The sequence below is a fragment of the Rhizobium sp. BR 317 genome (genome assembly GCF_047445835.1).
Lineage (GTDB): Bacteria > Pseudomonadota > Alphaproteobacteria > Rhizobiales > Rhizobiaceae > Rhizobium > Rhizobium paranaense.
On record NZ_JARWLB010000010.1, the window covers coordinates 41,758 to 68,642 of the forward strand.

Consider the following 26,885-nt stretch of genomic DNA (forward strand, 5'->3'; position numbering starts at 1 on the left):
GCCTATTCGTCTGGAAACCGGATGTCATAGGCCGGGCGGACCTCGATCATGCCATACCGGGCGACAGGGAAGGTTGCGGCGATGCTTATCGCCTCGTCCATATCCTTCGCCTCGATCAGTACGAAGCCGCCAAGATGCTCTTTCATTTCGGCAAAGGGGCCGTCTGTGACACCGGTCTCACCCTTGCGCATTCGCACCGTCCTGGCAGTCTCCGGCTCACGCAAGGCATTGGCAACAATAAGGTGGCCGCTCTCGCGCAGCCGGTTGTCATTGTCGACCGAGTCCTGTGTCAGCTTTCGTCCTTCCTCTTCGGAAAGCGTGCTGATCTCGGCGGTATCAAACCAGACCTGGCAAAGGAACTTCATAGTCGCCTCCTCAAATGTCGGGGCCGAAGGAATAGATCGGCCGCACCTCGATACTGCCAAGCTTGGCGAGCGGGATGCCCGCGGCGACACGGATCGCATCATTCAGGTCTTTCGCTTCGATCAGGATGAAGCCGCCAAGATATTCCTTGGTCTCGATGAAGGGACCGTCAGTCACCGACGTCTCGCCGTTGCGGACCCGCACCGTCACCGCCGAGCTTGGCGATTGCAGCGCTTCGGCATGGATCATGTGGCCGCTCGCCATCAGATCGCGGTCATAGCCGAGCGAATCCGAATCGAGCCTGTGCTTGTCCTCCTCGGTCATGACATCGAGCTTCGTGCCGTCGAACCAGACCTGGCAAAGATATTTCATCGCAGCGCCTCCTCTTTCCGTTTGCTGACAGCAATAGACGAGCGGTCCGCACGGAAATCGACATCCCGACCGGCACCATGACAAAAAATTTCCTCGCTGTCGAAAAAGGGTGGGGCCGCTCGACAAGGTTCCGTCATCACCAAAGGAGAGACGGACATGCACACCTTGGAAACAGCATTGGTGAATTACTGGGCTAGGAAGACGTTATCGGAGAAGGATCTGATGGAGACGCCGGATCTCGGCAAGGTCGTTCTTCGGACCGCAATCGGCTTTGCTGCTTTTGCGGTTCTGATCCTCTGCCTCAATTGGGTCGCCGCTTCGACGATCGATCGGCCGCAGGTCGCTGCCGCCGATCAGGGCGTTTGATGCCGGAGGCCAAAAAATAATGGGCGAAACGGCCGCGCTAGCTGAAGTGCGGAATACGTCCTGTTACGAAACTCCGACTTTTCGCAATCGCGGTGGTCACTCTATCTGGCGGCAAATCGCTTCTTTGCTTCATCAGTACTCGGCATATAGAGCGAAACGGCATTTCCATCGGGGTCCCGAAACTGAAACGTTGTGTTGCCCCAAGGCATTGTCTTGAGTTCATGCACGAGGGGCACCTTGTCTTTGAGACGAGCATATTCGGCGTCGATATCGTCGACCTGAAACTCCAGAACGAGACTGCGATTGGTGCAAGGTTCGGCGCTGCCTTCCTTCCAGAGCGCAACCGTTTCCGCTGAACCAATCGCTAATACGGCGCCGGGCAAGACTATTTCGGCAAAGACCGGCGCTAGCCACTGCGCTTTCACGTTTGCGACCATCTCGTAGAAGGCGGCCAGTTGCTTGATGTCCGCGGTGATGATGCGTGTCGATGCAAATTTCATTGTGGGCTCCTTTTCACACGATGGAGCTTGTCGCACAGCCCTGTTGCCACCATTATGGCAGCAGGAGTCAGTATATGCGTCGAGCCGATCGCCTGTTTCAGATCATTCAAATCCTGCGTCGGAGTACCCGGCCGGTGACTGCTGCTGACATTGCGCAAGAACTTGAGGTCTCGAAACGCACCGTTTACCGCGACATTGGCGATCTCATAGGCCAGAGGGTGCCGATTTCGGGTGAAGCAGGCTTCGGCTATTTGCTGGATTCCGCCTACGATATGCCGCCGCTTATGTTGACGCCTGATGAAATCGAGGCTGTGATACTGGGCGCGCAATGGGTCGCCGGCCATTCCGATACTCTCATTGCCAACGCCGCCCGTGATGTCATCGTCAAAATTGCGGCCGCCGTTCCTGAAAACTTGCGGCCGTTTATTGACGAGCCGAGCATTGGCGTGAAACCAGGCGTGCGCCCGCCAACGGAAATCATTGACGTTGCCGACATCCGGGAAGCGATCCGTCAGAGACGTAAATTGGCGCTGAGCTATCAGGCGGAGAACGGCGAGATAACAGAGCGCATCGTGTGGCCAGTCATCCTCGGCTACGCGGAGAGCCATCGCATGCTGGTGGCTTGGTGCGAATTACGGCAGGATTTCAGGCACTTCCGCTGCGACAGGATGACCAGGGCAATTCTGTGCGATGAAACCATCGGCCTGCGCCCCGGCGAGCTCCGCCGCAAATGGCAGCAATGGAGAGCGGAACAATTCGAGCTGCTCCAGACCCGCGATCAAGCAATCATGAATGCAAAAGCAAATGGCTTGAGTCGCTAACGACGGCTTAGCGATGCTGCAAACAGACATTCTGCGACACTGGATGTGCGGAATGCTTCACGAAAGTGTTTCCGGCGAGATAAGCCGCCGGAAACAACACTCTTATAAATTGATCCAGCATCAATGCCTGCTTGAATCCCACATTTCAGTTCGGAGCTGGGGCGAAACGCCACTTACTCCTACTGGAATGCGGTTTCGAAGAAACTGCGCAGCTTGCGTGAATGCAGCGTTTCCGGCGGCATCGCGGCCAGCTTCTGGATGGCGCGGATACCGATCTGCAGATGCTGGTTCACTTGCGTCCGGTAGAAGGCGGTCGCCATGCCCGGCAGCTTCAGTTCGCCGTGCAGCGGCTTATCGGAGACGCAGAGCAGCGTGCCGTAGGGAACGCGGAAACGGAAGCCGTTGGCGGCAATCGTCGCTGACTCCATGTCCAGCGCCACGGCGCGGGCCTGCGACAGGCGCTTGACCGGCCCTGCTTGATMGCGCAGTTCCCAGTTGCGATTGTCGATCGTGCCGACCGTACCTGTGCGCATGATGCGTTTCAGCTCGAAGCCCTCATAGCCGGTGATTTCGGCAACGGCTGCTTCCAGCGCCACCTGCACTTCGGCGAGCGCCGGGATCGGCACCCATACCGGCAAGTCGTCATCGAGAACGTGATCCTCACGCATGTAGGCATGGGCCAGCACGTAGTCGCCGAGCCGCTGGCTGTTGCGCAGACCGGCGCAGTGGCCGAGCATCAGCCAGGCATGCGGGCGGAGCACGGCGACGTGGTCGGTGATCGTCTTGGCGTTGGACGGGCCGACGCCGATATTGATCATGGTGATGCCGGCGTGGCCCTTCTTTTTCAGATGGTAGGCCGGCATTTGCGGCAGCCGTGGCGGGGCCGTGTTCCCCTCCGGCTGACTGGAACCGGCCGGCGTGATAATATTGCCCGGCTCGACGAAGGCGGTATAGCCATCGCCGCCCTTGGCCATCAGGTCACGCGCCCAGTGGCAGAATTCGTCGATATAGAACTGATAGTTCGTAAAGAGCACGAAGTTCTGGAAATGCGTCGCGCTGGTCGCAGTGTAGTGGGCGAGGCGGGCGAGCGAATAGTCGATACGCTGTGCGGTAAACGGCGCCAGTGGTGAGGGCTCGCCTGGCGGCGGGATATATTCGCCATTGGCGATCTCGTCGTCGGTCGTGTTCAGGTCCGGCGTATCGAAGAGATCGCGCAGCGGAATATCGTCAAAAGCGGCGGCCGAAGCCTCCACATGTGCGCCTTCGCCGAAGGCGAAATGCAGCGGGATCGGCGTCGTCGATTCCGATACGACGACCGGTACATTATGGCTGCGCATCAACAGCGACAGTTGTTCTTTCAGATAATGCCGGAAGAGTTGCGGGCGGGTGATGGTGGTCGTGTAGACGCCCGGCGCCGTGACGTGGCCGTAGGAAAGACGCGAATCGACATGGCCGAAGCTTGTCGTTTCGATGCTGACCTGTGGGTAGAAGGCGCGGTAACGCGCCGCGATCGGCGCACCCTTGGCGAGCTTCGTGAAGCTGTCGATCAGGAACGTCGTGTTACGCTCGTAAAGCTCGGTCAAAGCTTCGACTGCCTTGGCAGGATCGTCGAAACTCCGCGGCTGAAACGGACTGGGTGAAGAAATGTCGAGGGGTGAAAAAGGAGAGATTCGGTTGCTCATGCGCCATTATAGAGTGCCGTCTTTAACAAGCAAACGACGTTACAAGGCGCGCTATCCGATTTTCGCAGCTATTTTTATAGCGTTTCGCGGTTCATTTCTCGAAAGCGGCGAAGTCGGCCCTATTGCACCGTCGTGCAATAGGGGCTGCCCGTCTGCAGGCAAGTGAAGCTTGCGCCGAAATGCGATTGCGCACCGCTGCGGCCGGTATGCTCAACCGCTACCGAAAAGGTGATCGCAAAGATGGCGGCAAACAGCATGATGATGCCGAAACGCCGCGCCATGATGATCGTGTTCATTGTCCTGGCCCTACCCGTGCCCTATCCTGGACACTGTTTTGCCATGGTCATGCTGAACAGGTGCTGAGACACTGGTTCATCCAGTGTTCAGAAATATTAGCGGCTTATGAACCTTGAGCCGAAGGTCTTTCCCAAGCGAAGCACGTATTGATCGGCCCCGCATTCGCTCGGCGAAGTATCTTTTAAAGCTTCGTCCAGGTTTGCGACTTGCAGAAGATCTTGAGCACGCAACCCTGCATCTTCACGGTTTTACCGCTGACGGTGCCGGAGCCGCTATAGGTCTTGTTGTCCTCGGGATCCGTAAGTTCGCCCGTGTAAGCTCCGTCCTTGCCCTGCATCTTGCCGATCTGGCGGCCGGCGTATTTGCCGGTCTTCAGCGTTACGCAGTAGCTGTCGGCGCAAGGCGTGATGGCGGCGGTGTCACCCTCCGTGGTCTTCCAATTGCCGACGATCGGCTCGTCGGCCAGGGCCACGCCTGCGCTGAAAAGCAGTGCTGCGGCGAGAATGGTGGCGCGGATCATGGTCTTTCCTCCCGAATGTCCTTCGGCCCCACAGCCCGGACGTGGCGAAGTTATCCAATACGGACGTAAAGGCAAATAGACTTTCCGGCACGATTTTCCTGCCGGTTGGCCCTTCCGATCGCATCGAAAAATAACGAGCCTTGTTTCAGCGGCTGTTTTCGTGGTGAACGAAGGGTTTAGATCCAAACCTTAACGAGGCGTAAAACTGGCTCAAAAGTCCTTAATTTGCAAGGGAAGCGATGTTTAACAAAATCCCAAGTTTACCAAGCATTTGTACTTTGTTTGCATCGAATTAAGCATGCATTTTAGCCGTTTTTTGAAAGCCGTCTGCGATAGTGAAGCCATCAAACGAGCGGGGCAAACCCGCCGACCGGAAGGATCATCAAGCCGCGATAGACGGCAAGGTCCGGAAGGAAAAACAGGGTCGATAACGAATAGACTGAAACAGGGATTGAACCGATGGCACGCTTCGAAATACCGACATCCGAAATGGCCATGATGGGTGGCAACAGCGCTGAAGCCCTTTGCGAGCTGGGCATAATCTATGCGACCGGCAGAGGGTGCAAAGCAGACCTCGTTGCTGCCCATAAATGGTTGAACATCGCCGCCATCAAGGGCAGCGACCGCGCCGCCGAGCTCCGCGCCGACGTCGCAGCCACGCTGACCAAGATGGAACTCGCCTCGGCACTTCGCGCCGCCCGCGAGTGGATGACCACGCACTGAAGCGCGTCACCAAGAATACGAATATTGCCTCGAAAGAGGGGACCCGGCAGCGGGCGGAGAGGCGCGCTGCCACTATCAGAAAAACCGCGACCGGCCGGAAACAAGGCCGGCGCGGTTTTTCGTTTTTTAGGTCAGCCGATTGCCTTCAACACCTTCGGCAGTGCTTCGGCTAGAAGGTTGAGATCGCGCTCGGGGCCGACGCTGATGCGAATGCAGCGATTGAGCGGCGCAACGCCCGGCATGCGGATGAAGACGCGGTGCTGGATCAACCCATCGACGATGGCACGCGCATAGGCGCCGTCGCGGCCGCAATCGACGGCGACGAAATTGGTGGCGGAGGCAAGCGGCAAAAGCCCGTTATTGCGGGCGATCGTGCCGATTTGCTCTCGTGCGGCATGGATTTTGCCGACGACTTCGGCGAGGTAGGCTTGGTCCTTCAGCGCCGCGAGCGCGGCCGCCGTTGCCAGCCGGTTCATGCCGAAATGATTGCGGATCTTGTCGAAAGCCAGCACCGTCTCCGGCAAGCCGATGGCATAGCCGACGCGCGCGCCAGCAAGGCCGTAAGCCTTGGAGAAGGTGCGGGTGCGCAGCACATTCGGCAGATCGATCAGTGCGGAAATATCGGGCAGGGAGCCGGCAGGGCCGGTTTCGCTATAGGCCTCGTCGAGGATGAGCAGGCAGCTTTCCGGCAGGGCGCGGGCGAAAGCGACGATCCTGTCGGCATCACACCAGCTTCCCATCGGATTGTCGGGGTTGGCGAAATAGACGAGCGGCGCGTTTTCGCGCTTCACCGCCGCGAGCAGCCCATCGAGATCCTCGCGATCGTCKACATAGGGCACCGTGACCAGCCGGCCGCCGAAGCCGGCCACATGGAAATTGAAGGTCGGATAGCCGCCGAGCGATGTGACGACGGGCGCTCCCGGCTCGACGACCATACGCACGATGAGACCGAGCAGGCTGTCGATGCCTTCGCCGATGGCGATATTCGCAGGCTTGACGCCGAGATGCGCGGCGAGCGCTCCCTTCAGCGCGAAATTTTCCGGATCGTTGTACTTCCAGATCTCGCCGGCCTGTTCGCGCATGGTCTCGAGAACCGAGGGGGCGGGGCCGAAGCCGTTTTCATTGGCGCCGATGCGTGCCTGGACGATCAGGCCGCGCTGGCGTTCGAGGGCCTCCGGGCCAACGAAGGGCACGGTGGAGGGAAGGGCGCTGATCAGCGGGGTGAAGCGCGAAAAGGCGGACATTCTGGCTTGTTTTCCGAACTCTGTTGCAAGGCGCAGCACAATAGGCGCTTGGCGAGCCGTTGCAAGGGCGGAAAAGCCTGATGCCGACGCCTATTGCCGCTTGCCTCGCGCCGCCATCGCTTCGACATTGCCGATCATGAAATCGGCGCGCACGACGCGTCTCAATGTTTCCGGCTCGATCAGGTTGATGAAGCGAACATTGACGCGGTTGCCTACGCGGTTGATCTCCGCGCAGCCGATGCGATAGGCGAGGCCGAGGATGTTCAGATAATAGTGCGTCGGCAGGCCAACGGTCGTACCGACGATGAAGCTGGCGCCGCCCTGTGAAATGTCGATGATCTCCGCACTACGGCTTGAGATGCCTGTCAGACATGGGCGTACGGCAATGATACGGGCTGGGCGCTGAACGAAGAACCGTTCCCACTTCCGTTCATAGACTTCGGATTTGACTTTCGCCAGATGCGTAGCGCGAAGCATTGTCATTCCCCGGTTGGAGGCTACCGAATTCATCTCGGTTACAGCATCAACCTTGCACGGAGATTTTGCCTAAGCGTCAACTGAGCCAATCGAATTTTAACGATTCGGCAGTTTTTCAGCCGGTTGGGCGGACTCGCATGCCCCATGGGTCGTTTTTTGAACCCTTCGCGCCATGAGACGTTCCCTTTTTGTCGGCGGTTTTCAGGCCGTCTCATCAAGCGTGAGGATAGGGATGATGGTCGATATCAGAATTTCCCGAGGAACATGGGTTGTCGTTTGCGACGGCGCCAAGGCGCTGATCCTGAAGAGCTCGGATAGTGGCCCGCATCCGGATTTGCGAACGTGCGAAACCATGGAGCAGCCGCATGCACCCGATCGGGAGCTCGGCGCAGATAAACCGGGACGCACGCATCAGGCCGATGGGTTCGCAGGGAGTGCGGTGGAAGAAACGGAATGGCATGAGCAGGCGGCGGCCGAATTCCTAAAAAGCGTCGCGGCAAAGCTCGATGTGCTAGTGCAGCAGAAAGGCATCAGCCGCCTCATCCTCGTGGCGCCGCCGCGCGCACTCGGCGTCCTGCGGCCTCATCTCGGGGCTCATTCGCAGGCGGTTATCGTGGCCGAAGTCGCCAAGGACCTGACGAATTTTCCAATCGATCAGATCGAGCGCCATCTGGCCGCTTGAAACGATGGCGAGGGACGAAATACAGCCGTCCCTCGGTAACCGCGCCTGAACGGCGCCGTCTCTCTAGCAATGCCTCATCTTGACAGCAGCATCCGCTTCGATCATACGAAAATCCGGTTCGAGGCGCCGGCCGCTCGCGGATGAAAATCCATGGTGAAGCCCTCGCGAATATGGTCACAGCCATCTGGCGCATGCTGACTGGCGGTAATGCGAGCTCCGATCTGCAGTCGTAAACGCATGCCTTCCGAGAGGCTGACTCCGTGACGACGATCTATCCGTCCATCGATGAATTGAAAGCGCAGGCCAAACGTCTGCGCCAAGCCATGGCCGAGCGCGGTGGCGAAATGGCCCACAGCGCAGCCCTTGAATTGGTCGCCAAGCAATATGGGCTGCGCGACTGGAACACGCTATCGGCACTCGCCGCGAAACCGAACGCGGCGCCGACTGCGCCGGTCGCTGTCGGGGCAGCGGTGCGTGGCCGCTATCTGAACCAGCCCTTCACCGGTAAGGTACTGGCACTCTCCGAGCAGTCCGGCGGGCTTTACAGAATCACCATCCATTTCGACGCTCCGGTGGATGTCGTGACCTTCGAGAGCTTCTCGGCCTTCCGGCAGCGCATCAACGCCCAGATCGACGTCAACGGCGTCTCGCCGCGGAAGACCTCGGACGGCGTGCCGCATCTGGTGCTGGACATCTAACAACCATCCTTTCATCAATCGATCGCGGCCGTCCTTTGGCGGCGCGCGATGCTGCGTGGATTTCGCTATGACGAATCATTCCGAAAGCAACATGTTCCTGACCGGCTGGTTGCCGGGCGTCTTTGCCCGCACGGCCGCACCGATCATCATGATCACAACCATCAACGGCCTGTTTGCCGTCGTCGATGCCTATTTCCTCGGCGTCTTTGTGGGCGCCGATGCACTCTCGGCGGTCAGCCTCATTTTCCCAGCGCTCATGCTGCTGATCGCGTTGCAATCGCTGGTCTCCAACGGCATGGCGAGCATCCTGGCACGCCGTCTGGGGGCGGGAGATCGAACGGGGGCAAGGCAGGTTTTCAGCGCCGCCCATGGCCTGGCCCTGGCGGTGGTGATCCTGGTCAACGCGCTCTATTGGACGGTCGGGCGGCAGGTCATCACAACAGGGGCGGCTGGCAATGCCGCTGTTGCCGCCAATGCCGGCGCCTTCATGGGCATCATGGTCGGCTTTGCTCCGGTGAGTTTCCTGTTGTCGGTGCATATCGACGCTCTGCGTTGCGAAGGCAAGATCGGCTTCATGACGTTGGTGACGCTTGCCTCGACCCTGCTCAATATCCTCGCCAATTGGCTGCTGATGGCGGTGATGCACTGGGGCGTCATCGGCTCCGCCGCCGGTTCGATCGCGGCGCAATTTATTTGCCTGGCGGTCATTCTGCTCTACCGTTGGCGGCAGCCGGGTGCGCTTAGGCCGTCAACATCCTTTCCGGTTACCGAGTGGCGAGGGATCGCCGCCTTCGGTGCGCCGATGAGCCTCGGTTTCATCGGCATATCCCTGAGTTCTGCGGCAATCCTTTTCAACCTAGCGATCTGGCACCAGGGAGACTATGTCGCGACGGTGGGCGCTTACGGAATCATCACCCGGGTGATGACCTTCGCCTATCTGCCGCTCCTCGGTCTCAGCATCGCACTACAGACGATATCCGGTCACAATCACGGCGCCGGGCTCTCCACCCGCGTCGGGCGGAGCCTGCAGATCGCCATGGTGTCGGCGCTGATCTATTGCAGCGTGGTGGAACTGGCTGTCGAAATGCTGGCGGGCAGGCTTGGCAGTATTTTCGTCGGGGATTCCGTCATTGTTGCGGAGGTGGGGCGTATATTGCCCTGGACGGTCGGCGCCTATTTCCTCTTCGGGCAGATGATCGTGCTGTCGTCCTATTTCCAGTCGATTGGCGATGCGAAGCGCGGCGCGATCTTCGGCCTGGCGCGACCCTATCTCTTCACCCTGCCGCTGACATTCCTGCTGCCCTTCGTGTTCGGCGAAACAGGAATCTGGATGGTGCCGGTCTTTGCCGAAACGGGAATGCTTCTGCTCGCCTGGTTGGTGTTGTCGCGCAATGCCAGGGACCGCGGGTGGCGATACGGTCTGCTACCGGCATAAAATTGAAAGGCCGCGCCATCGAGGCGCGGCCTTGCCATGCTCTTGGGAGTTTATGCCTTGAGAAGCCACTCATGTTCCGGCGCGTTGTGGAATTTCCAGACGCGCTTCGGACCGGCCATGACGTTGAGATAATAGAGGTCGTAGCCATGGCAGGCGGCGCAAGGATGATAGCCCTTCGGCACCAGCGTCACATCGCCATCCTCCAGCGCCATGACCTCATCCAGCGAGCGATCATCGGTATAGACCCGCTGGAAGCCGAAGCCCTGCGGCGGGTTGAGGCGGTGATAATAGGTCTCCTCGAGGAAGCTTTCGTTCGGCAAATTGTCCTGATCGTGCTTGTGCGGTGGATAGGACGAGGTATGGCCGCCCGGCGTGATGACTTCGACAACCAGCAGCGAATGCGCCGCGCCGTCATCCTCCGGCATGATGTTGTTGACATAGCGGACATTGGTGCCCTTGCCGCGCGTCAGCGCCGGGTGGGTGCCCGGCGGAATGGCGCGAGCCTCATAGGAGCCGCCGCCCGGCGCCGAGCAGACGGCGAGCTCGAGGTCGGTCTCGGCGACGACGGACCAGTTGGAGCCGGCCGGAATATAAAGCGCGTGGGGCGCGCCTTCGAAGGGGTTCATGCGACCGCCGAGCGAACCGAAATCCTTCGCGCCTGCCTTGGCGCTCGCCTTGCCGCTGACCCAGACGAGGCAGACCTCGCGATCGCCCGTCTCAGCCGAAGCCGTTTCGCCGGGCTTCAGCCGGTAAAGGTCGAAGCCGACATAGGTCCAGCCGGCATTTTCGGGCGTGACATGGGTGACACGACCATGGGAGCCATCAGGTTTGACCTTGAGATTTGGCATGGGTGTTCTTCCTCTATTGTCTGGGAAAACGCTCCTCGCCAACCATCCAACAGGGGAAGTTAACGAGGGCTGCTTGTTTTCCGTTACCCCTTGGGAAAACCTTCGGTTTCCACCGTATAACCGGCTGCCGTCATGATGCGCATCAATTCGGCATGGCCGATCTCGGCCATTTTCTGCGGCGGAGCCTTGCGCGGGTCCTGCTCGGCTTCGACGACGAACCAGCCTTCATAGCCGTGATCCGCAAAACGCTGGACGATGGCGCCGAAATCGAGCGAACCGTCGCCCGGCACTGTGAACGCGCCGAGCGCCACCGCGTCGAGGAAGGACTGCCGGCTGCGATCCAGTCCATCGACGATAGACTTGCGGATATCCTTGACGTGAACGTGGTTGATGCGGGCGTGGTGGTTGTCGATGGCGCGCAGCACGTCGCCGCCGGCAAAGGCCAGGTGGCCGGCATCGAGCAGAAGCGGAATGCCTTCGCCGGAATTGCGCATGAAGGCATCGAGTTCCGGCTCGGTTTCGACGACGGCCGCCATGTGATGGTGATAGGAGAGCGGCATGCCCTGCTCGGCGCACCATTCGCCGAACTCGGTGAGGCGGCGGGCATAGGCCTTCATCTCGTCGTCCGAAAGACGTGGCTTGGTGGCGAGCGGCTTGGAGCGATCGCCCTGGATGGAGCGGCCGACTTCGCCATAGACGATGCAAGGCGCGTTGACCGCCTTGAACAGCTCGATCATCGGAGCGATGCGATCCTTGTTTGCGGCAAGCTCCTCATTGACCAGCGTACCCGAGAACCAGCCGCCGCAAAGCGTCACGTCAGCGGCGCGCAGGATGGGCAGCATCTCATCGGGATTGCTGGGGAAGCGCCGGCCCTGTTCCATGCCGGTAAAGCCCGCGCCGCGGGATTGCCGCAGGCATTCTTCGAGAGATACGTCGTCGCTGAGCTCCGGAAGATCGTCGTTCCACCAGGCGATGGGCGACATGCCGAGTTTGGCCTTCATCAATAGTCTCCTTAAAAGCAGTGTTGGAGGAGCGGGACAGCTCCTCCAGAAAGATGACGGAAATTGATCAGCCGATACGCTGGGAGGCGCGGGCTTTTTCATAACCCGCACGGGCCTGGTTGACCTCGGCGCGCGGGCTGACCTCGGGAACGGCGACGTCCCACCAATGCCCGCCTTCGTCTGTCGTGATCAGCGGATCGGTGTCGATGACGATGACCGAGGTGCGGTCGTTCTTTTTCGAGGCTTCGATCGCCTGTTCGAGCTCGGCGATGGAGGCGACCTTGACAGCAACGGCGCCCATGCTCTCGGCATGCGCCCGGAAATCGATCTCCGGCATGATCTCGTGACGCGAATCCTTGAGCAGATTGTTGAAGTTCGCGCCGCCGGTCGCCATCTGCAGCCGGTTGATGCAGCCGTAGCCTCTGTTGTCGAGAAGGACGATCGTGAGCTTCAGGCCGAGCATGACCGAAGTCGCCAGCTCCGAATTCAGCATCATGTAGGAGCCGTCGCCGACCATGACGACGACTTCCTTGTCCGGGCGTGCCATCTTGGCACCAAGGCCGCCGGCGATCTCATAGCCCATGCAGGAGAAGCCGTATTCCATATGATAGCTGCCGGGTGCGGTCGCTGGCCACAGTTTGTGCAGCTCGCCCGGCAGGCCGCCGGCCGCGCAGAGCACAATGCTTTTCTCGCCGCCGAGCGTGCGGGTGACGGCGCCGATCACCTGGGCGTCGGAGGGCAGGGCGGTATTCGTCGTCGCCATCGCCTTGGCGGCTGCCTCCAGCCAGATCTTCTTTTCCCGTGTTGCCTTCTCGACAAGAGCCGCCGGAGCTTTCCAGCCAGAGAGGCCGGCAGATAGGGCCTTCAGCCCTTCGCGCGCATCTGTCACCAAGGGGTGACCATTGTGCTTCAGCGCGTCGTAGGCCGCAATGTTGAGGCCGACCATGGTCAGTTTTTCGTTCTTGAACAGCGCCCAGGAACCGGTGGTGAAATCCTGGCAGCGGGTGCCGACAGCGATCACCAGATCGGTTTCTTCGGCAATCGCGTTTGCAGCCGAAGTACCGGTGACGCCGACCGAGCCGAGCGCCAGCGGATGCGTTTCGTCGATCGCCGATTTACCCGCCTGTGTCACGACGACGGGAATGGCATGTGCTTCCGCGAAAGCAGCAAGCTCCTTCGTCGCCTGGGAATAAAGTACGCCGCCGCCGGCGACGATCACGGGCTTTTCGGATCTGCGGATCAGTGCGATCGCGTTTGCCAGCTCGTCCGCATCCGGCTGCGGGCGGCGCGGCGTCCAGATGCGTTCCTCAAAGAAGCTCTCCGGATAGTCGAAGGCCTCGGCCTGTACATCCTGGCAAAGCGACAATGTCACCGGACCACAATCGAATGGATCGGTCAGAACCTGCATGGCGCGCTTCAGCGCCGTGATGATCTGCTCGGGCCGGGTGATGCGATCGAAATAGCGCGAAACCGGACGGAAGGCATCGTTGGCCGACACCGTACCGTCGCCAAAATCCTCGATCTGCTGCAGCACGGGGTCGGGCGCGCGGTTGGCGAAGACATCGCCGGGCAGGAACAGCACGGGGATGCGGTTGACATGGGCGACGCCGGCAGCGGTCACCATATTCAGCGCGCCGGGACCGATCGATGTCGTGCAGGCCATGAAGCGCTGACGGAAACTCGTCTTCGCATAAGCAATAGCCGCATGCGCCATGCCCTGCTCGTTATGGGCGCGGTAGGTCGGCAATTCGTCGCGCACCTGATAGAGCGCTTCCCCCACGCCGGCGACATTGCCATGGCCGAAGATCGCCCAGACGCCACCGAAGATCGGCTGCTTCTGGCCATCGATCACCGTCATCTGCTTTTTGAGGAAATGCGCGACGGCCTGCGCCATCGTCAATCGGATCGTCTTGCCCATGGGGCGCCTCCCAAATGCATTTTAGTCCATTGTTTGCGCATCGCTTGACCCCGAAAAGCGGTATCCGCCTTTCGGAGCGATGCGCCAGCTATTCCAGGCCGCGGGTTTTCAGCCACGCCTGGGTCAATTGCCGGAAGCGGCCCGCCATGTCGGCGATCGCTTCCTCGTCGTTCATGCCGCCCGACATCCAGGTGCGCGCCGCATCGGAAAAGATCGTCCGTCCGACGGCAAAACCCTTGACGGAGGGCGCGGCCAGCGTCGCCTCGAAGCTGCGGATCAGTTCCTCCGCCGGCGCTTCCAGGCCAAGCAGCACGATACCCCTACACAATGGATCATTTTTGGCGATCACAGCATCGATTTTTTTCCAGGCCGCAGTCGATTCCTGCGGTTCCAGCTTCCACCAGTCCGGCTTGATGCCGAGCGCGTAAAGCTCTTCCATCGCCGTCGGGATTGTATCGTCGGTCAGCGGTCCGTTCTTGCCGGCGATGATCTCGACCAACAACTCGCGGCCGACCTTGCGGGCCGCTTCGAACAGTGTGCGCAGCTTCTCCTGCTGCTCCGCCTTCAATTCCGCCGGGTCGTTGGGATGGTAGAAGCAGAGGCATTTGATGCAGTGGTTGAGCGGCCATTCGACGAGTTGTGAGCCGATATCCTGGCTGAATTCGAATTTCAGCGGCTTGGAGCCTGGCAATTCGACGGGGCGGCCGATCCAGCTGAAGTTCTTGGTGGCGGCATCGAAGAATGCATCGCGACCGAAGCGCTCGTCGATCAGCATGCCATAGCCCGCGCGCCCACTAGAAACGCGCGCCGCCGCCTCGACCGCAAGCCGTTTGAAGGCAACGATTCTGTCGTGGCCGATACCCAGTTCGTCGGCGACGCTGACGAGCTGCGAACGATGATCGATGGCAAGCGCCATCAGCAACGGGATCTCGTCACTGCGGCGCGTCGTCGCCCAATGAATATGGTTGATCGCCTCGTCCTTGCGCAGCGCCCGGTGCTTGCTGCCCGTCTTCAAGAAGAAGTCGAGTTCGGCCCAGGTCGGATATTCCGGCGAGCAGAGCAAGCGCGAGACCGCAAAGGCCCCGCAGGCATTGGCCCAGGTGGCGCAGGTCTTCAGCGGTTCGTCGCGCAGGAAGCCGCGTAGGAAGCCGGACATGAAGGCATCGCCGGCGCCAAGCACGTTGAACACTTCGATTGGAAAGCCCTGGCCGACGATGCCGGCTTCGAGGTCGTCGGAGATCGGGCCGTCATAAACGATGCAGCCCATGGCGCCGCGCTTCAGCACGATGGTTGCCGAGGAAAGGCGTCGGATTTCCTTCAATGCGCCGAGCACATCGTCGGCGCCCGAGGCAATCATGATCTCCTCTTCGGTACCGATGATCAGATCGCAATCCGGCAGTGTCTCTTTCATCTTCGAGGAGACACGATCCGACTTCACATAACGTTCGAATCCCTCGGCGTGGCCGGCGAGGCCCCAGAGATTCGGCCGGTAATCGATATCGAAGATCACCTTGCGGCCATTCGCCTTGGCGATGCGGATCGCCTTGCGCTGTGCGGCCTCCGTGTTCGGCTTGGAGAAATGCGTGCCCGAAACCAGCACGGCGCGGGAGGACTTGATGAAGTTCTCATCGATGTCACCCTCGTCGAGCGCCATGTCGGCGCAGTCGGAACGATAGAAGATCATCGGCGAGACGCCTTCGGCCTCGACCGCAAGCAATACCAGAGCCGTCAGCCTCTCCTTGTCGGTGGCGATCCCCGCCGTCGCGACGCCCTCGCGTGCCGCCTGTTCATGGATGAAACGGCCCATCTGCTCGTCGCCGACGCGGGTGATCAAGCCGGATTTCAAGCCGAGGCGCGCCGTGCCGATGGCGATATTGGCGGGGCAGCCGCCGACGGATTTCGCAAAAGATCCGATATCCTCCAGCCGCGAGCCGATCTGCTGTCCATAAAGATCGACGGAGGAGCGGCCGATGGTGATCACGTCGAGTGTCGCCTCCGGCTGGGCGCCAGGATTGTCGTGTGCCATAATGTCCTCCCGTCCAGGCATGATCCCCATAACTCTTTGGTTTTCGATAGGGTCACGCGTTATTGAAAGTGCCGGTCCGTCCGTCTTCGTTTTCGCCCGGGCTCTGATCGATTTCGCGGCTATCTCCCGCAGCCGCGTTCATGCATGTAATGAAACATTGGTTCCGTAATTTTGTCAATTCGGAATGTTTATTCCATTTTGGTTTTGTGGAATTTTGCAACCGCTTCTTTCCTCCGCCGTTCAGCGATGGCGACGGGGAAGGCCATGATCAGCGCCATGGATGCCGACAGCGAGCGGAAACCGGCAAAATCGGCCTCCGCCACCTCGAACCAGTGGGTGGCGCATCCGGTAAGCGGGGAAAAGGCCGAATCGGTGATGGCGATGACCGGCACGTTGCGTCCGGCAAGGTCCTGCGCCTGGGCGAGGCTGTCGGCGGCGTAGGGAGAGAAGCTCGCGGCAATCGCTGCATCCCTTTCCGTGGCAAAGCGGGCAAGCTCGCCATCGATGCCGTTCGGCGAAGCGACGATCTGATGGCGGATGTTMAGCTTGGAAAAGGCGTAAGTCATGTGCGCCGTCAACGGATAGGAACGGCGCTTGGCGATAAGATAGATCGTCTCGGCCGCGGCGAGCACATCCACTGCCTTGGCAAAAGTATCCGTCTCGATGGTCGCGGCAAGCTTGTTGATCGATTGACTGGCGGCAGAGAGAAAGCCCGAGAGAATGCCGGCCTCTTCATCCTCGATGCCGGATTGTTCGAGCGTGATCAGCCGCTCCTCGTAGCTCAGCGTCCGGTCGCGCAGCCTCTCACGGAAAATGCTCTGCAGGTCGGAGAAGCCCCCGTAGCCGAGATGATGGGCAAGGCGCACCAGCGTCGAAGGCTGGACATCGGCGGCTGTGGCGATGCTTGCCGTGGTGCCGAAGGCGATTTCATCCGGATTGCCAAGCGCGAAAGCCGCAACCTGCGCCAGGCGTTTCGGCATGGAATTCTTACGCTCGATGATGATGCTGCGAAGGCTTTCAAAATCCCGCGGCACTTTGGTTCGCGTTTCGATTTCGTTGTCCATGCCCCGCCCTTCTCGACGTCTTACCCGTCAATGAAACAAATATTCCATATTTTGCAAGATAACGGATTTTGAATAATTCGACACGATTATTTTTAAGCGTATGAATTTACTTCCATAAATTTCATTTCATTGATGGCATGCCGCAATCACTTGATGCACCGGCTTGTCAAAACGGTCCAAATATTCCAAAAATTGCGCATGCTTCAGAGGAAGCTGATGGAGGAGATAGATATGAAGTCGCTTGGCGTCGGATTGATCGGAACCGGCTATATGGGCAAATGCCATGCGCTGGCGTGGAACGCGGTCAAGACCGTCTTCGGCGATGTCGAACGGCCGCGCCTCGTGCATCTTGCCGAGGCCAATGCGGACCTCGCAAAAGCACGCGGCGACGAATTCGGTTTCGAAAAGGCGACCGCCGACTGGCGCGAATTGATCGCCGATCCCGAAGTCGACATTGTTTCCGTCACCACGCCGAATCAATTCCATCCGGAAATGGCGATCGCGGCACTGGAAGCCGGCAAGCATGTCTGGTGCGAAAAGCCGATGGCGCCGGCTTATGCCGATGCCGAACGCATGCTGAGCGCCGCCAAGGCTTCGGGCAAAGTCGCCATCCTCGGCTACAATTATATCCAGAACCCGGTGATGCGGCACATCAAGGCGCTGATCGGCGAGGGGGCGATCGGCGAGGTCAATCACGTCCGTGTCGAAATGGATGAAGATTTCATGGCCGATCCGGAAGGCCTCTTCTATTGGAAGAGCGAGCTTGCCAGCGGTTATGGCGCGCTCGACGACTTCGCGGTGCATCCGCTGTCGCTGCTCTGGTTTCTGTTCGGTCATGTCGAAGCCGTTATCACCGATATGACAAAACCCTATGCCGAACGGCCGTTGAAGGACGGCAGGCGGCGCGCGGTCGAGAATCACGATCTGGCCAATGTGCTGATGCGGCTCGGTGGCGGCATTTCCGCGGTGCTGATGGCGAATCGCTCGGCTTGGGGACGCAAGGGCCGTATCGCGCTACAKATCTTCGGCTCGAAGGGCTCGATCGTCTACGATCAGGAGCGGATGAACGAATTCGAGCTTTATCAGGCGGATGGCAGGCAAACCGAGCAGGGCTTCCGCAGGATTCTTGCCGCGCCGGCTCACCAGCCCTATGACCGGTTCATCCCCGCGCCTGGCCACGGACTCGGCTTCAACGATCTGAAGATCATCGAATGCCGGGAGCTGATCCGCGCCATTTCCGGCGATAAGGCATCCGTCGTTAGCTTCGTGGACGGTTTGCGCATCGAAAAATCGGTGCACGCCATGGCGCAATCGTTCCATGAGCGCCGCTGGGTCGAGATATCGGCCTGAGGCTCTGCCCTAATTTTCTCCCGATCTCGGGCGCAAGGTCAGCTATGATTGACGCTTGCAAGGGGAGGGGTTACCCCTGAAATCCGTGAGAGCGTCGCCCTATATCAGGATAACGAGCCGCTATAACTATATAATGGAGTAAGGATCGTGACGGGCAGATTGGTCATTGTCGGGGCCGGGCAGGCCGGTTTCGCGCTTGCCGCCAAATTGCGGACGCTTGGAGATTCGAGGCCGATCACCATTATTGGCGCGGAGGAAAGCCTTCCCTATCAACGGCCGCCGCTGACCAAGAAATATCTTCTTGGCGAGATGGCCTTCGACCGGCTGCTGTTCCGCCCTGAGCATTGGTATGCCGACAACAATGTCGAGATTCGCCTGTCCACCTGGGTCGAGCAGATCGACCGTGCCGTAAAACAGGTGATCATGCAGGACGGTTCGGTGCTGGGCTATGAAACGCTGGCGCTGGCGACCGGCGCCACGCCGCGCCAATTGCCGCCCTCCGTCGGGGGCGCGCTCGAAGGCGTCTATCTCGCCCGTGACAAACGCGATGCCGATCAGCTCGCCAGCGAAATGCGCGCCGGCCGCCGTGTTCTCATCATCGGTGGCGGTTATATCGGCCTCGAAGCAGCGGCGGTCGCCCGTCATCGCGGCCTTGAAGTCACGCTTATCGAAATGGCCGACAGAATCCTGCAGCGCGTCGCCGCGAAGGAAACGGCCGACATCATGCGGGCGATTCACCGCAAACATGATGTCGTCATCCGTGAAAAGACCGGCCTCAAGCAACTGATAGGCAAGAACGGCCATGTCGTCGCCGCCGAGCTGTCCGATGGCTCCACCATAGACGTCGATTTCGTGATCGTCGGCATCGGCGTTGCCCCGAATGACAGGTTGGCCAAGGAAGCGGGGCTGGAAGTCGGCAACGGCATCATCGTCGATTCGTTTGCCCGCACCTCCGATCCCTCGATCTTCGCCGTGGGCGATTGCGCCGAACTGCCTTGGAACGGCGGCCGCATCCGTCTCGAATCGGTACAGAACGCCGTCGACCAGGCAGAAGCGGCAGCGGGAATAATCGCAGGCGGCAACGAGCCTTATGATCCGAAGCCATGGTTCTGGTCGGATCAATATGACGTGAAATTGCAGATCGCCGGCTTCAATCTCGGCTACGACGAAACACTGCTGCGCGCCGGCGCCCGCGAAGGATCGGCTTCGGTCTGGTATTTCAAAGAGGGCCGCTTCATTGCCGTCGACGCCATCAACGACGCAAAGGCCTATGTAACTGGCAAGAAGCTGCTGGAAACCGGCATCAACCCGGCAAAGGTTGTTCTGGCCGACTCGACCGCGGACCTTAAGCAGTTGCTGGGTTAAGAAGGAACCCTACGCCGGCTATCGGGTTCCCCCTGCAGGATGCGCATAACGCCGAATGCAGGGAGAACGTGCATGGAGACGAAAAAGCGCTTGCGTCCATAAATGATTGGCCGTATCAGGGCCGCACCGGAGAGGTGGCCGAGTGGTCGAAGGCGCTCCCCTGCTAAGGGAGTATACGTCAAAAGCGTATCGTGGGTTCGAATCCCATCTTCTCCGCCATCCTGCTTCATACCCATACTGAAGATATAGGTAACGGTTCGTCCCCCAGGACTTGGGCAAGACAGCCGAGCGCCGAACAGATGGTTTGGTCCTCTTCTCTAAATCGATATGGCCCAGCTCATATGGGCATGAACGCACTGGCCGATTCGTCCGCGCCTCCGGCCTCTCGTTCTTGTAATGATTGACGATCTTGCCGCCGGCCTTGCGCGAGGATGCTGCCCCCCCCCCGGCAATCGTCGCTCATTCCTTCGCCATCCAGCAACGGTACAGAACGTTCCGTATCTCTCAGGTCGGGCAATTCCGCCCGCACGCGCAGCGCAGAACAAGTCCGTCCAAATTTGCGGTATGAAGCAGGACGTCTCTCAATCTCGTCCGCATTCGATTCTCTTTTGTCATTCCGCTGCAATCTTGCTGGCAAATAATCGGCGCTGCCGATTCTCGATCGAATCGGCGACGGCGGAATCATCGACTCGCGATGCCATGTTGAGATGGCGAAGGTGGATTCGCTTGTTCCGCACTGTTGATAGCTATCCCGGCAAATGCCGAAATGGCGAACATCACGTCGCGGCAGCCATGGATTTGCCCTGAATCGGCCATTGTGACGGCCGGGCCTGTCGCCGCGTCCTCATTGAGAATTGGCCTGTAAGTGCCGGTACCGTAAGGGATTTCTTAACAGAATATAAAGAAATGGAGCATCCGCATCGTGGACTTGTGTCCTTTCGGCAACAGGAATTAGGGAAGGCTCACGCAAATCCCCCTTTCCGGTAAGATGTAGATTGCGTGACAGTTCGCGTCTTGTATTTTCAATCTCGGAAGCGAGGGCGATTGATCGTCCACTTCTTGAAACACGAGGATGGGGCAGGGAATGCCTTCGGGTAGTTCTCATTCTCGATTGAAACTTTGACTGGAGGTCAATAATGAACATCAAGAGCCTTCTTCTCGGCTCCGCTGCTGCCCTCGCAGCAGTTTCCGGTGCTCACGCGGCTGACGCTGTTGTTGCCGCTGAGCCGGAGCCGCTCGAATACGTTCGCATCTGCGACGCATACGGTGCAGGCTACTTCTTCATTCCGGGCACCGAAACCTGCCTCAAGATCGGCGGTAAGGTTCGTACGGAAGGTGAATGGTACGACGCTTACAACCCGAACAACGTTCGTGGCACGCTTTGGCATACCCGTGCTGAGCTCAACATCAACACGGCGACCGACACCGAATATGGTCCGCTGAAGACCAACACCATCCTGCGTTGGGATTGGCAGGAAGGCGGCTCCACGAGCACGAACCTTCTCTGGGCATACATCAGCCTCGGCGGCTTCACCGTTGGTAAGACGGACTCCTGGTTCAACCAGTTCACTGGTTACGCTGGCGACGTCATCAACGACGACGTGGTCTATGACGGCCCGTACGAACTCAACCAGATCACCTACAACTACGACGCCGGCAACGGCTTCACGGCTGTGATCTCGTTGGAAGACAGCAACTCTGGCGTTGGCGCACATGGCTCTAACGGCGAAGACAGCTCGGATCACTACGCTCCGGACGTCGTTGCCGGTGCTGGCTACAAGGCTGGTGCATGGTCCTTCAAGGTCGTCGGTGGTTATGACTCCATCGTCGAAGAAGGCGCTATCAAGGCTCGCGTCGATGCTGACTTCGGCGTCTTCTCTGCCTTCTTGATGGGCGGCTGGAACACGGACGGCGACAAGCTGAACAAGTACGCTGGCTCGAACGGTGGCGGCGACGCTGCTGACATCGGCTGGGGCGACTGGGCAGTTTGGGGCGGCGTTGGCGTTCCGATCAACGACAAGCTGAAGTGGAACCTGCAGCTCGCTTACACCGACTCCAAGATCTTCGCCGCTACGACGAACATCAAGTGGAACCCGGTTAAGAACCTGCTCATCGAGCCGGAAGTATCCTACACCAACTGGGATTCGATCAACGAAGACCAGTGGGCTGGTATCCTCCGCTTCGAGCGCACTTTCTAATCTGATTTGACCTCGGTCAAAATCTGATTGTCACATTTGTGACGAAAAGCCCGGCTTTCGAGCCGGGCTTTTTGCATTCTGTGCCCGTCGATCGCGGTTGTTTCGAATACCGGAGAGACGCTGAATATTATTTTCCAACTTTAGAATATGCTAATTAAGTATAGATTTGCAACTTGAGTGTTTTTTGAGAGTAATGCCAAGTAGAGTCCGATTTTAAAACTTGGAAACTATGTGACAGTTTTGCGACGTGATTTTTGTGCAACGCGAAATTCGAAACGAACGTCACATATGATTATAGTTTGTCTCTGATATTGCTCTGAAAAATTCGATCTGTAGGTTCGCAAATCGGAAGCGAGACTTATCGTCTTGGTTCTCCCAGATCAGGGGTCAACTTTGAACACAGGGTGGGGTAGGGCCCGTCGATTTCTCGGCGCGAATTCTCATACCTAATCGATATTTAGAACTGGAGTTATTATGAACATCAAGAGCCTTCTTCTCGGCTCCGCTGCTGCGCTGGCAGCAGTTTCCGGTGCTCATGCAGCCGATGCCGTCGTTGCTGCCGAGCCGGAGCCGCTTGAATACGTTCGCATCTGCGACGCTTATGGCGCTGGCTACTTCTTCATTCCGGGCACCGAAACCTGCCTCAAGATCGGCGGCATGGTCCGTACCGAAGGCGGCTGGTACAACGCCTACAATCCAGGCCCGGGCGGCGACCGCGGCACCTACTGGCACACCCGCGCTCAGCTCAGCGTCGACACCGCAACGGACACCGAATACGGTCCGCTGAAGACCAACACCGTCTACCGTTTCGACTGGAACGACGGCAACGCTACGACCACCAAGCTGCTCTGGGCTAACATCAGCCTCGGCGGTTTCCTGGTTGGTAAGCAGGACTCGCAGTACAACCTGTTCGCAGGTTATGCCGGCGACGTCATCAACGACGACGTGGTCTATGACGGCCCGTACGAACTCAACCAGATCACCTACAACTATGACGCAGGCAACGGCTTCAAGGCTGTCGTCTCGCTCGAAGACTCCAACTCCGGTTCGGATTCGTCTTCCTACGGCGGTGCTTGGGTTCAGTCCAAGGCTGACCACTATGCACCGAACGTTGTTGCCGGTGTTGGCTACAAGGTCGGCGGCTTCGGCTTCAAGGTTGTCGGCGGTTACGACTCGATCGTCGAAGAAGGCGCCATCAAGGCTCGCGTCGACGCCGACTTCGGCGCCTTCACTGCCTTCTTGATGGGCGGCTGGAACACCGACGGCGACAAGCTGAACCAGTACGCTGGTTCGAACCTGAACGCATCTGCTTGCCCGGTTGGCCGTGGCGATCTCTGCGGCTGGGGTGACTGGGCTGTTTGGGGTGGCGTTGGCGTTCCGATCAACGACAAGCTGAAGTGGAACCTCCAGCTCGCTTACACCGACTCGAAGATCTTCGAAGCCACGACGAACCTCAAGTTCAACCCGGTTAAGAACCTGCTCATCGAGCCGGAAGTTACCTACACCAACTTCGATTCTGTGAACCAGGATCAGTGGGCCGGTATCCTCCGCTTCCAGCGCAGCTTCTAATTCGGTTTTCAAAACCGAATTTGACATAGCCTACACTCTGATCCGACCTCCGATCAGAAGGGATTGGCCCGGTTTTCCCAACCGGGCCTTTTCTTTTTCCGCCGGGCATGTCGGTGGTGCTATGCGAGGGCTTAGATGGTTGCGAGAAAATGCCGGATTGCCGCCGGAATATCTGCGAGATGCAGGATGGGGGCATGTCCTTGCCCGACGGCGATCCGTGTCGCCAAGCCCGGATGCCGCCTTGCCATCTCCTGGACGGTCGCTGCCGCCAGCAGTTTCGAATTCTCGCCGCGAATCACCATCAAGGGAATCGTCTGAAACGCTTCGAACTGCGGCCAGAGATCCGGCAGCGGCGCTTCAAGGTCGAGCGACTTCATTTGCGCGGCAATAGCGGGATCGAAATCGGCAAGGACTTTTCCATCGCTGACCGTATAGATCGCCCGCGCCATGTCATGCCAATCGTCTTCCGTCAGCGCTGTGAAAGCACAGCCGTGATTTTCCTTGAGGATTGCGACAGCCTCGTTCCAATCGGTCGGCTTCCTGTCTCGGTTCAGATAGTCGCGGATATTGCCGAGCCCTTCTTTTTCCAAAACGGGACCGATGTCGTTGAGAATGACGGCCTTCAGGATATCGGGATGGCTTGCGGCCAGCAGATGCAGGACGAGACCGCCGCGTGACGTGCCGATGAAGACGGCTTTCGGTATGTCGAGGGCGACGCACGTTGCGAGCACATCCTGGGCCTCGACGGCGAGATTGTAGTGGCTTTTGTCGTCGTCCCAGGCCGACAATCCGCGCCCACGGAAATCGAGCGTAATCACCCTGCGCGGTGCCACCGGATCACGCGATAGAAGCAGCGCCAGATCGTGAAAGTCCCGAGAGTTGCGGGTCAGACCCGGCAGACAAACGATCGGCGGCAGGCTTGAGCTCGACGAATCGCCACCGTAATCGCGTGCGTAGAGCCTTAGCCCGTCCGGCGCCGAAATTGTTCTGCTGACAAAGCCGCTTTCATCGTCATTGCGCATGGATAGCCCTCGTGAATGGCGTTTCACGAGGGATGTAACGCGATTTCATCGTTTTGAACAATCGCGCCTGTGCCGGTGCGGAACTCAGCCGCGTCCGTCGATCAGATCGTGCTCGATATCAGTCTTCTGCCCAAGTCGGGCCTTGTAGACCTGATAATTCTCCATGACGCGCTGGACATAGTTGCGCGTTTCAGGGAAGGGGATGCGCTCGATCCAGTCGACGACATCGTCGATCGATTTGCCGCGCGGATCGCCGTAGCGGTTGACCCACTCCGGAACCTTGTTCGGGCCGGCATTGTAAGCAATGAAGGTCAGAATGTAGGAGCCGCCGAAGGCATCGATCTGCTCGCCAAGATAATGCGCTCCAAGCGTGGCGTTGTAGCCGGCATCCTGCGTCAGCTTGTCAGCGGAATAGGCGATGCCGTGACGGCCGGCGACGGCCTTGGCTGTCTTCGGCAGAAGCTGCAGCAGACCGCGCGCATTGGCGGAGGAGACTGCTGCCGGGTTGAAGGCGCTTTCCTGCCGGGCGATGGCGTAGGCGAGCGCCTTGCCGGAGCCGGAAATATTGGCACTGTCGGGAATGACGCCGATGGGGAAGGCAAGGGCTGCGACATCGACGCCGCGGCCATAGGCGATCTTGCCGACCTGCAAGGAAAGCTGATGATTGCCGGAGCGCTCGGCCTGTGCCGCCAGCATGGCGATTTCACCGGGGCTCTGCAATTGTTTGGCCAGCGCTCGATAAAGGGCGTCAGCCCGCCAGCCATGACCTGCCACTTCGAGATGCGCGATGGCCCGGACGGCTTCGCGCGCTTGGAAGCGCTGCCGGTCTTCTGTCGTTGGCGAGGGGTAGGTGACGTTCAGCGTCCGCCGGCCCAATTTTTCGGCCGCGAGCTGACCATAGAATGTGCTCGGGTAGGAGGCTGCCTTGGCATAAAAATCCGCCGCCCTGCCAGGCCCGCCCGCTTCGGTGGAGCGGCCAAGCCAATACCAGGCGCGCGACATCGAGATCGGGCCGTTCGACACCTGTAGAATCTTGCGGAAATGCGTTGCGGCTGTCGCTCCGTCCTGCATTCCGCGCAGCGCATACCAGCCGGCGTGGAATTCCGCCTCGCCGACATCCTGCGGGCTCTCTGCAACATTGGCGTCGACGACGCGATACGCTGCTTTGAATTCGCCTTGATCCACCAGGCCGCGGCTGACGATGCGCTGTTCATCCCACCATTGGCTGGCATTGACGAGTACGCTGCGGTCGCGCGGCATCTGCATCAGAAGATTGGCGGCATCGTCATATTTGTCCTGGCGACGCAGGTTCTCGACCTGCATGAAGAGATAGGCAGGGTCCTTGCGCCATTGCGGATCGATGGTGGCCAGCAAAGTCCCGGCATTGGCGGAGCGATTGTTGATCGCCGCCCAGGTCTTATAGAGTGATTGCGCCTTGCCGAGATCGCCGAAACGCTTCGCCTGGGCGGTGCGGCCGCGATAAAGCAGATAGTCCATGCGCGCCTTGTGATCGGCAGGCGTCAGAAGGCTGGAGAATTCGGCAAGGATCTTGTCTTCGAAGGGCTTGTCTAGCCCCTCATTGCGCCAGATCCTGCGGATAAGCTTGGCGGCTTGCGCCGATGAACCGCGCGAAACCAGCGCGCGCGACAGGATAACCGCGCCTTCCGGAGTTTCCGGCTGCGTATTGCCAAAGGCGGCAAGCACTTGATCGGCCGGCGGATTTTCAGTGTAAAGCGCGCGTTCGGAATTGCCGCGCAGGCTGGCGAGGCCCGGCCAACCGGCAAGTTCACGCGCCGCTGCGGCGATTTCGCCGGAGGGAACACCGGGCTGGCCGGACGTGGCGATTGCCCAGGTCAGAATGTGGCGATCGAGCGTGCCCTGGCTCATGCTGTTGCGGATGGCGAGCGCCTGCATCGGGTTCTTGCCGGTGAGGGCGTCGAGACCGGCTTTCAGGTCGCCGCTGACGGGAGCAATCGCAGAGCCGCGCGGGATAGATCCGGTATTCAACGGATCCGGCACGGTCATCGCCACATCGGTCGTTTCTTGGGTTGCTGTCTGTTCGCCAGGAAGCTGTGAGGCAAAAGCGCTCCACGCGACCGCCATGCCCATAGCGGTCAAGATCACGACAGGTCTTTTCATCCGGCTACTCACAACAAAAAACAGGCCCCCTCCATTTGCCGAAGTTTATATTAACGAAACCTTAGCGTTGGCCCGAATTTCAATCAATTATGATATCGGAAACTGCCCTTTACCATCGAAAGCGCGCTTGTCGCCGTCAAGTGGGCGCTCTATGGTGCGCGGATTCATAACCATGGATTGCGGCTGAAGCATGAAAGCGGCGCCG

The 26,885-nt window shown here is 59.3% G+C and carries 25 protein-coding genes and 1 tRNA gene; 11 read left to right on the top strand and 15 right to left on the bottom strand.

Going from position 1 to position 26,885, the window contains the following annotated elements; genetic code table 11:
- Window positions 1-2 precede the first annotated feature (2 nt).
- Window positions 3-365 carry a YciI family protein gene (locus QD357_RS17120; RefSeq protein ID WP_107107532.1) on the bottom strand — a complete coding sequence of 121 codons (363 nt, stop codon included), beginning with the start codon at window positions 363-365 and terminating at the stop codon, window positions 3-5.
- A gap of 10 nt (window positions 366-375) precedes the next feature.
- Window positions 376-735 carry a YciI family protein gene (locus QD357_RS17125; protein ID WP_107107533.1) on the bottom strand — a complete coding sequence of 120 codons (360 nt, stop codon included), beginning with the start codon at window positions 733-735 and terminating at the stop codon, window positions 376-378.
- 156 nt (window positions 736-891) lie between these two features.
- On the opposite strand from QD357_RS17125, the gene QD357_RS17130 reads away from it, so the two are divergent.
- Window positions 892-1,101 (top strand): hypothetical protein, encoded by a 210-nt coding sequence (locus tag QD357_RS17130; protein WP_107107534.1) that lies wholly within the window; start codon window positions 892-894, stop codon window positions 1,099-1,101.
- A gap of 101 nt (window positions 1,102-1,202) precedes the next feature.
- On the opposite strand, the gene QD357_RS17135 is transcribed toward QD357_RS17130, so the two are convergent.
- Window positions 1,203-1,601, bottom strand: coding sequence for a VOC family protein (locus QD357_RS17135; protein WP_107107535.1), 399 nt, complete (start codon window positions 1,599-1,601; stop codon window positions 1,203-1,205).
- A 74-nt stretch (window positions 1,602-1,675) separates the two neighbouring features.
- Here QD357_RS17135 and QD357_RS17140 point away from each other — a divergent pair, with 74 nt between their 5' ends.
- The gene (locus QD357_RS17140; RefSeq protein ID WP_107107536.1) at window positions 1,676-2,422 is read left to right on the top strand and encodes a helix-turn-helix transcriptional regulator; all 747 of its coding nucleotides are present in this window, start codon (window positions 1,676-1,678) and stop codon (window positions 2,420-2,422) included.
- Between the two features lie 179 nt (window positions 2,423-2,601).
- Here the strand turns inward: QD357_RS17140 and QD357_RS17145 are convergent, their stop codons facing one another.
- From QD357_RS17145 to QD357_RS17155, 3 genes are all read right to left on the bottom strand, one after another.
- A complete protein-coding gene (locus QD357_RS17145) occupies window positions 2,602-4,104 on the bottom strand; it encodes an AMP nucleosidase (RefSeq protein WP_414124631.1) in 1,503 nt (500 codons plus the stop codon).
- A gap of 119 nt (window positions 4,105-4,223) precedes the next feature.
- Window positions 4,224-4,400 carry a hypothetical protein gene (locus QD357_RS17150; RefSeq protein WP_181316024.1) on the bottom strand — a complete coding sequence of 59 codons (177 nt, stop codon included), beginning with the start codon at window positions 4,398-4,400 and terminating at the stop codon, window positions 4,224-4,226.
- Window positions 4,401-4,582: 182 nt separating this feature from the next.
- Window positions 4,583-4,921, bottom strand: a complete 339-nt coding sequence (locus tag QD357_RS17155; protein ID WP_107107538.1) for a DUF2147 domain-containing protein — start codon at window positions 4,919-4,921, stop codon at window positions 4,583-4,585.
- A 459-nt stretch (window positions 4,922-5,380) separates the two neighbouring features.
- Here QD357_RS17155 and QD357_RS17160 point away from each other — a divergent pair, with 459 nt between their 5' ends.
- Window positions 5,381-5,644, top strand: coding sequence for a sel1 repeat family protein (locus QD357_RS17160; protein WP_107107539.1), 264 nt, complete (start codon window positions 5,381-5,383; stop codon window positions 5,642-5,644).
- 131 nt (window positions 5,645-5,775) lie between these two features.
- Here the strand turns inward: QD357_RS17160 and QD357_RS17165 are convergent, their stop codons facing one another.
- Together QD357_RS17165 and QD357_RS17170 are read right to left on the bottom strand one after the other, a co-directional pair.
- Window positions 5,776-6,888 carry a pyridoxal phosphate-dependent aminotransferase gene (locus QD357_RS17165; RefSeq protein ID WP_107107540.1) on the bottom strand — a complete coding sequence of 371 codons (1,113 nt, stop codon included), beginning with the start codon at window positions 6,886-6,888 and terminating at the stop codon, window positions 5,776-5,778.
- A gap of 90 nt (window positions 6,889-6,978) precedes the next feature.
- Window positions 6,979-7,371 carry a pilus assembly protein PilZ gene (locus QD357_RS17170; RefSeq protein ID WP_107107541.1) on the bottom strand — a complete coding sequence of 131 codons (393 nt, stop codon included), beginning with the start codon at window positions 7,369-7,371 and terminating at the stop codon, window positions 6,979-6,981.
- A 229-nt stretch (window positions 7,372-7,600) separates the two neighbouring features.
- Between QD357_RS17170 and QD357_RS17175 the strand changes: the two genes are divergently transcribed.
- The 3 genes from QD357_RS17175 to QD357_RS17185 all read left to right on the top strand — a co-directional run bounded on the left by QD357_RS17175 (window position 7,601) and on the right by QD357_RS17185 (window position 10,180).
- Window positions 7,601-8,047 (top strand): host attachment protein, encoded by a 447-nt coding sequence (locus QD357_RS17175; protein WP_107107542.1) that lies wholly within the window; start codon window positions 7,601-7,603, stop codon window positions 8,045-8,047.
- Window positions 8,048-8,307: 260 nt separating this feature from the next.
- Entirely contained in the window at window positions 8,308-8,745 is a 438-nt protein-coding gene (locus tag QD357_RS17180) for a glyoxalase superfamily protein (RefSeq protein ID WP_107107543.1), read from the top strand.
- Between the two features lie 67 nt (window positions 8,746-8,812).
- Entirely contained in the window at window positions 8,813-10,180 is a 1,368-nt protein-coding gene (locus QD357_RS17185) for an MATE family efflux transporter (RefSeq protein WP_107107544.1), read from the top strand.
- Window positions 10,181-10,230: 50 nt separating this feature from the next.
- On the opposite strand, the gene iolB is transcribed toward QD357_RS17185, so the two are convergent.
- The 5 genes from iolB to QD357_RS17210 all read right to left on the bottom strand — a co-directional run bounded on the left by iolB (window position 10,231) and on the right by QD357_RS17210 (window position 17,037).
- Window positions 10,231-11,028: a 5-deoxy-glucuronate isomerase gene (iolB, locus tag QD357_RS17190; protein WP_107107545.1), complete on the bottom strand. Its 798-nt coding sequence runs from the start codon at window positions 11,026-11,028 to the stop codon at window positions 10,231-10,233.
- Between the two features lie 83 nt (window positions 11,029-11,111).
- Window positions 11,112-12,029, bottom strand: coding sequence for a myo-inosose-2 dehydratase (gene iolE, locus QD357_RS17195; protein ID WP_107107546.1), 918 nt, complete (start codon window positions 12,027-12,029; stop codon window positions 11,112-11,114).
- Window positions 12,030-12,096: 67 nt separating this feature from the next.
- Window positions 12,097-13,947 carry a 3D-(3,5/4)-trihydroxycyclohexane-1,2-dione acylhydrolase (decyclizing) gene (gene iolD, locus QD357_RS17200; RefSeq protein ID WP_107107547.1) on the bottom strand — a complete coding sequence of 617 codons (1,851 nt, stop codon included), beginning with the start codon at window positions 13,945-13,947 and terminating at the stop codon, window positions 12,097-12,099.
- An 88-nt stretch (window positions 13,948-14,035) separates the two neighbouring features.
- On the bottom strand, window positions 14,036-15,973 hold the full coding sequence (locus QD357_RS17205; protein WP_183937657.1) for a bifunctional 5-dehydro-2-deoxygluconokinase/5-dehydro-2-deoxyphosphogluconate aldolase: 1,938 nt from the start codon (window positions 15,971-15,973) through the stop codon (window positions 14,036-14,038).
- A 188-nt stretch (window positions 15,974-16,161) separates the two neighbouring features.
- Entirely contained in the window at window positions 16,162-17,037 is an 876-nt protein-coding gene (locus tag QD357_RS17210; protein ID WP_183937659.1) for a MurR/RpiR family transcriptional regulator, read from the bottom strand.
- A 231-nt stretch (window positions 17,038-17,268) separates the two neighbouring features.
- Between QD357_RS17210 and QD357_RS17215 the strand changes: the two genes are divergently transcribed.
- From QD357_RS17215 to QD357_RS17235, 5 genes are all read left to right on the top strand, one after another.
- Window positions 17,269-18,387, top strand: coding sequence for a Gfo/Idh/MocA family protein (locus QD357_RS17215; RefSeq protein ID WP_414124632.1), 1,119 nt, complete (start codon window positions 17,269-17,271; stop codon window positions 18,385-18,387).
- Window positions 18,388-18,534: 147 nt separating this feature from the next.
- Entirely contained in the window at window positions 18,535-19,752 is a 1,218-nt protein-coding gene (locus QD357_RS17220) for an NAD(P)/FAD-dependent oxidoreductase (protein ID WP_183937663.1), read from the top strand.
- Between the two features lie 128 nt (window positions 19,753-19,880).
- A tRNA-Ser gene (locus QD357_RS17225) sits at window positions 19,881-19,971 on the top strand.
- Window positions 19,972-20,888: 917 nt separating this feature from the next.
- Window positions 20,889-21,950, top strand: coding sequence for a porin (locus tag QD357_RS17230; RefSeq protein ID WP_107107563.1), 1,062 nt, complete (start codon window positions 20,889-20,891; stop codon window positions 21,948-21,950).
- Between the two features lie 474 nt (window positions 21,951-22,424).
- Window positions 22,425-23,519 (top strand): porin, encoded by a 1,095-nt coding sequence (locus QD357_RS17235; protein ID WP_107107564.1) that lies wholly within the window; start codon window positions 22,425-22,427, stop codon window positions 23,517-23,519.
- A 131-nt stretch (window positions 23,520-23,650) separates the two neighbouring features.
- On the opposite strand, the gene QD357_RS17240 is transcribed toward QD357_RS17235, so the two are convergent.
- Together QD357_RS17240 and QD357_RS17245 are read right to left on the bottom strand one after the other, a co-directional pair.
- Window positions 23,651-24,541 (bottom strand): alpha/beta fold hydrolase, encoded by an 891-nt coding sequence (locus QD357_RS17240; protein WP_107107565.1) that lies wholly within the window; start codon window positions 24,539-24,541, stop codon window positions 23,651-23,653.
- Between the two features lie 84 nt (window positions 24,542-24,625).
- Window positions 24,626-26,680: a lytic transglycosylase domain-containing protein gene (locus QD357_RS17245; protein ID WP_107107566.1), complete on the bottom strand. Its 2,055-nt coding sequence runs from the start codon at window positions 26,678-26,680 to the stop codon at window positions 24,626-24,628.
- Window positions 26,681-26,885: the final 205 nt, after the last annotated feature.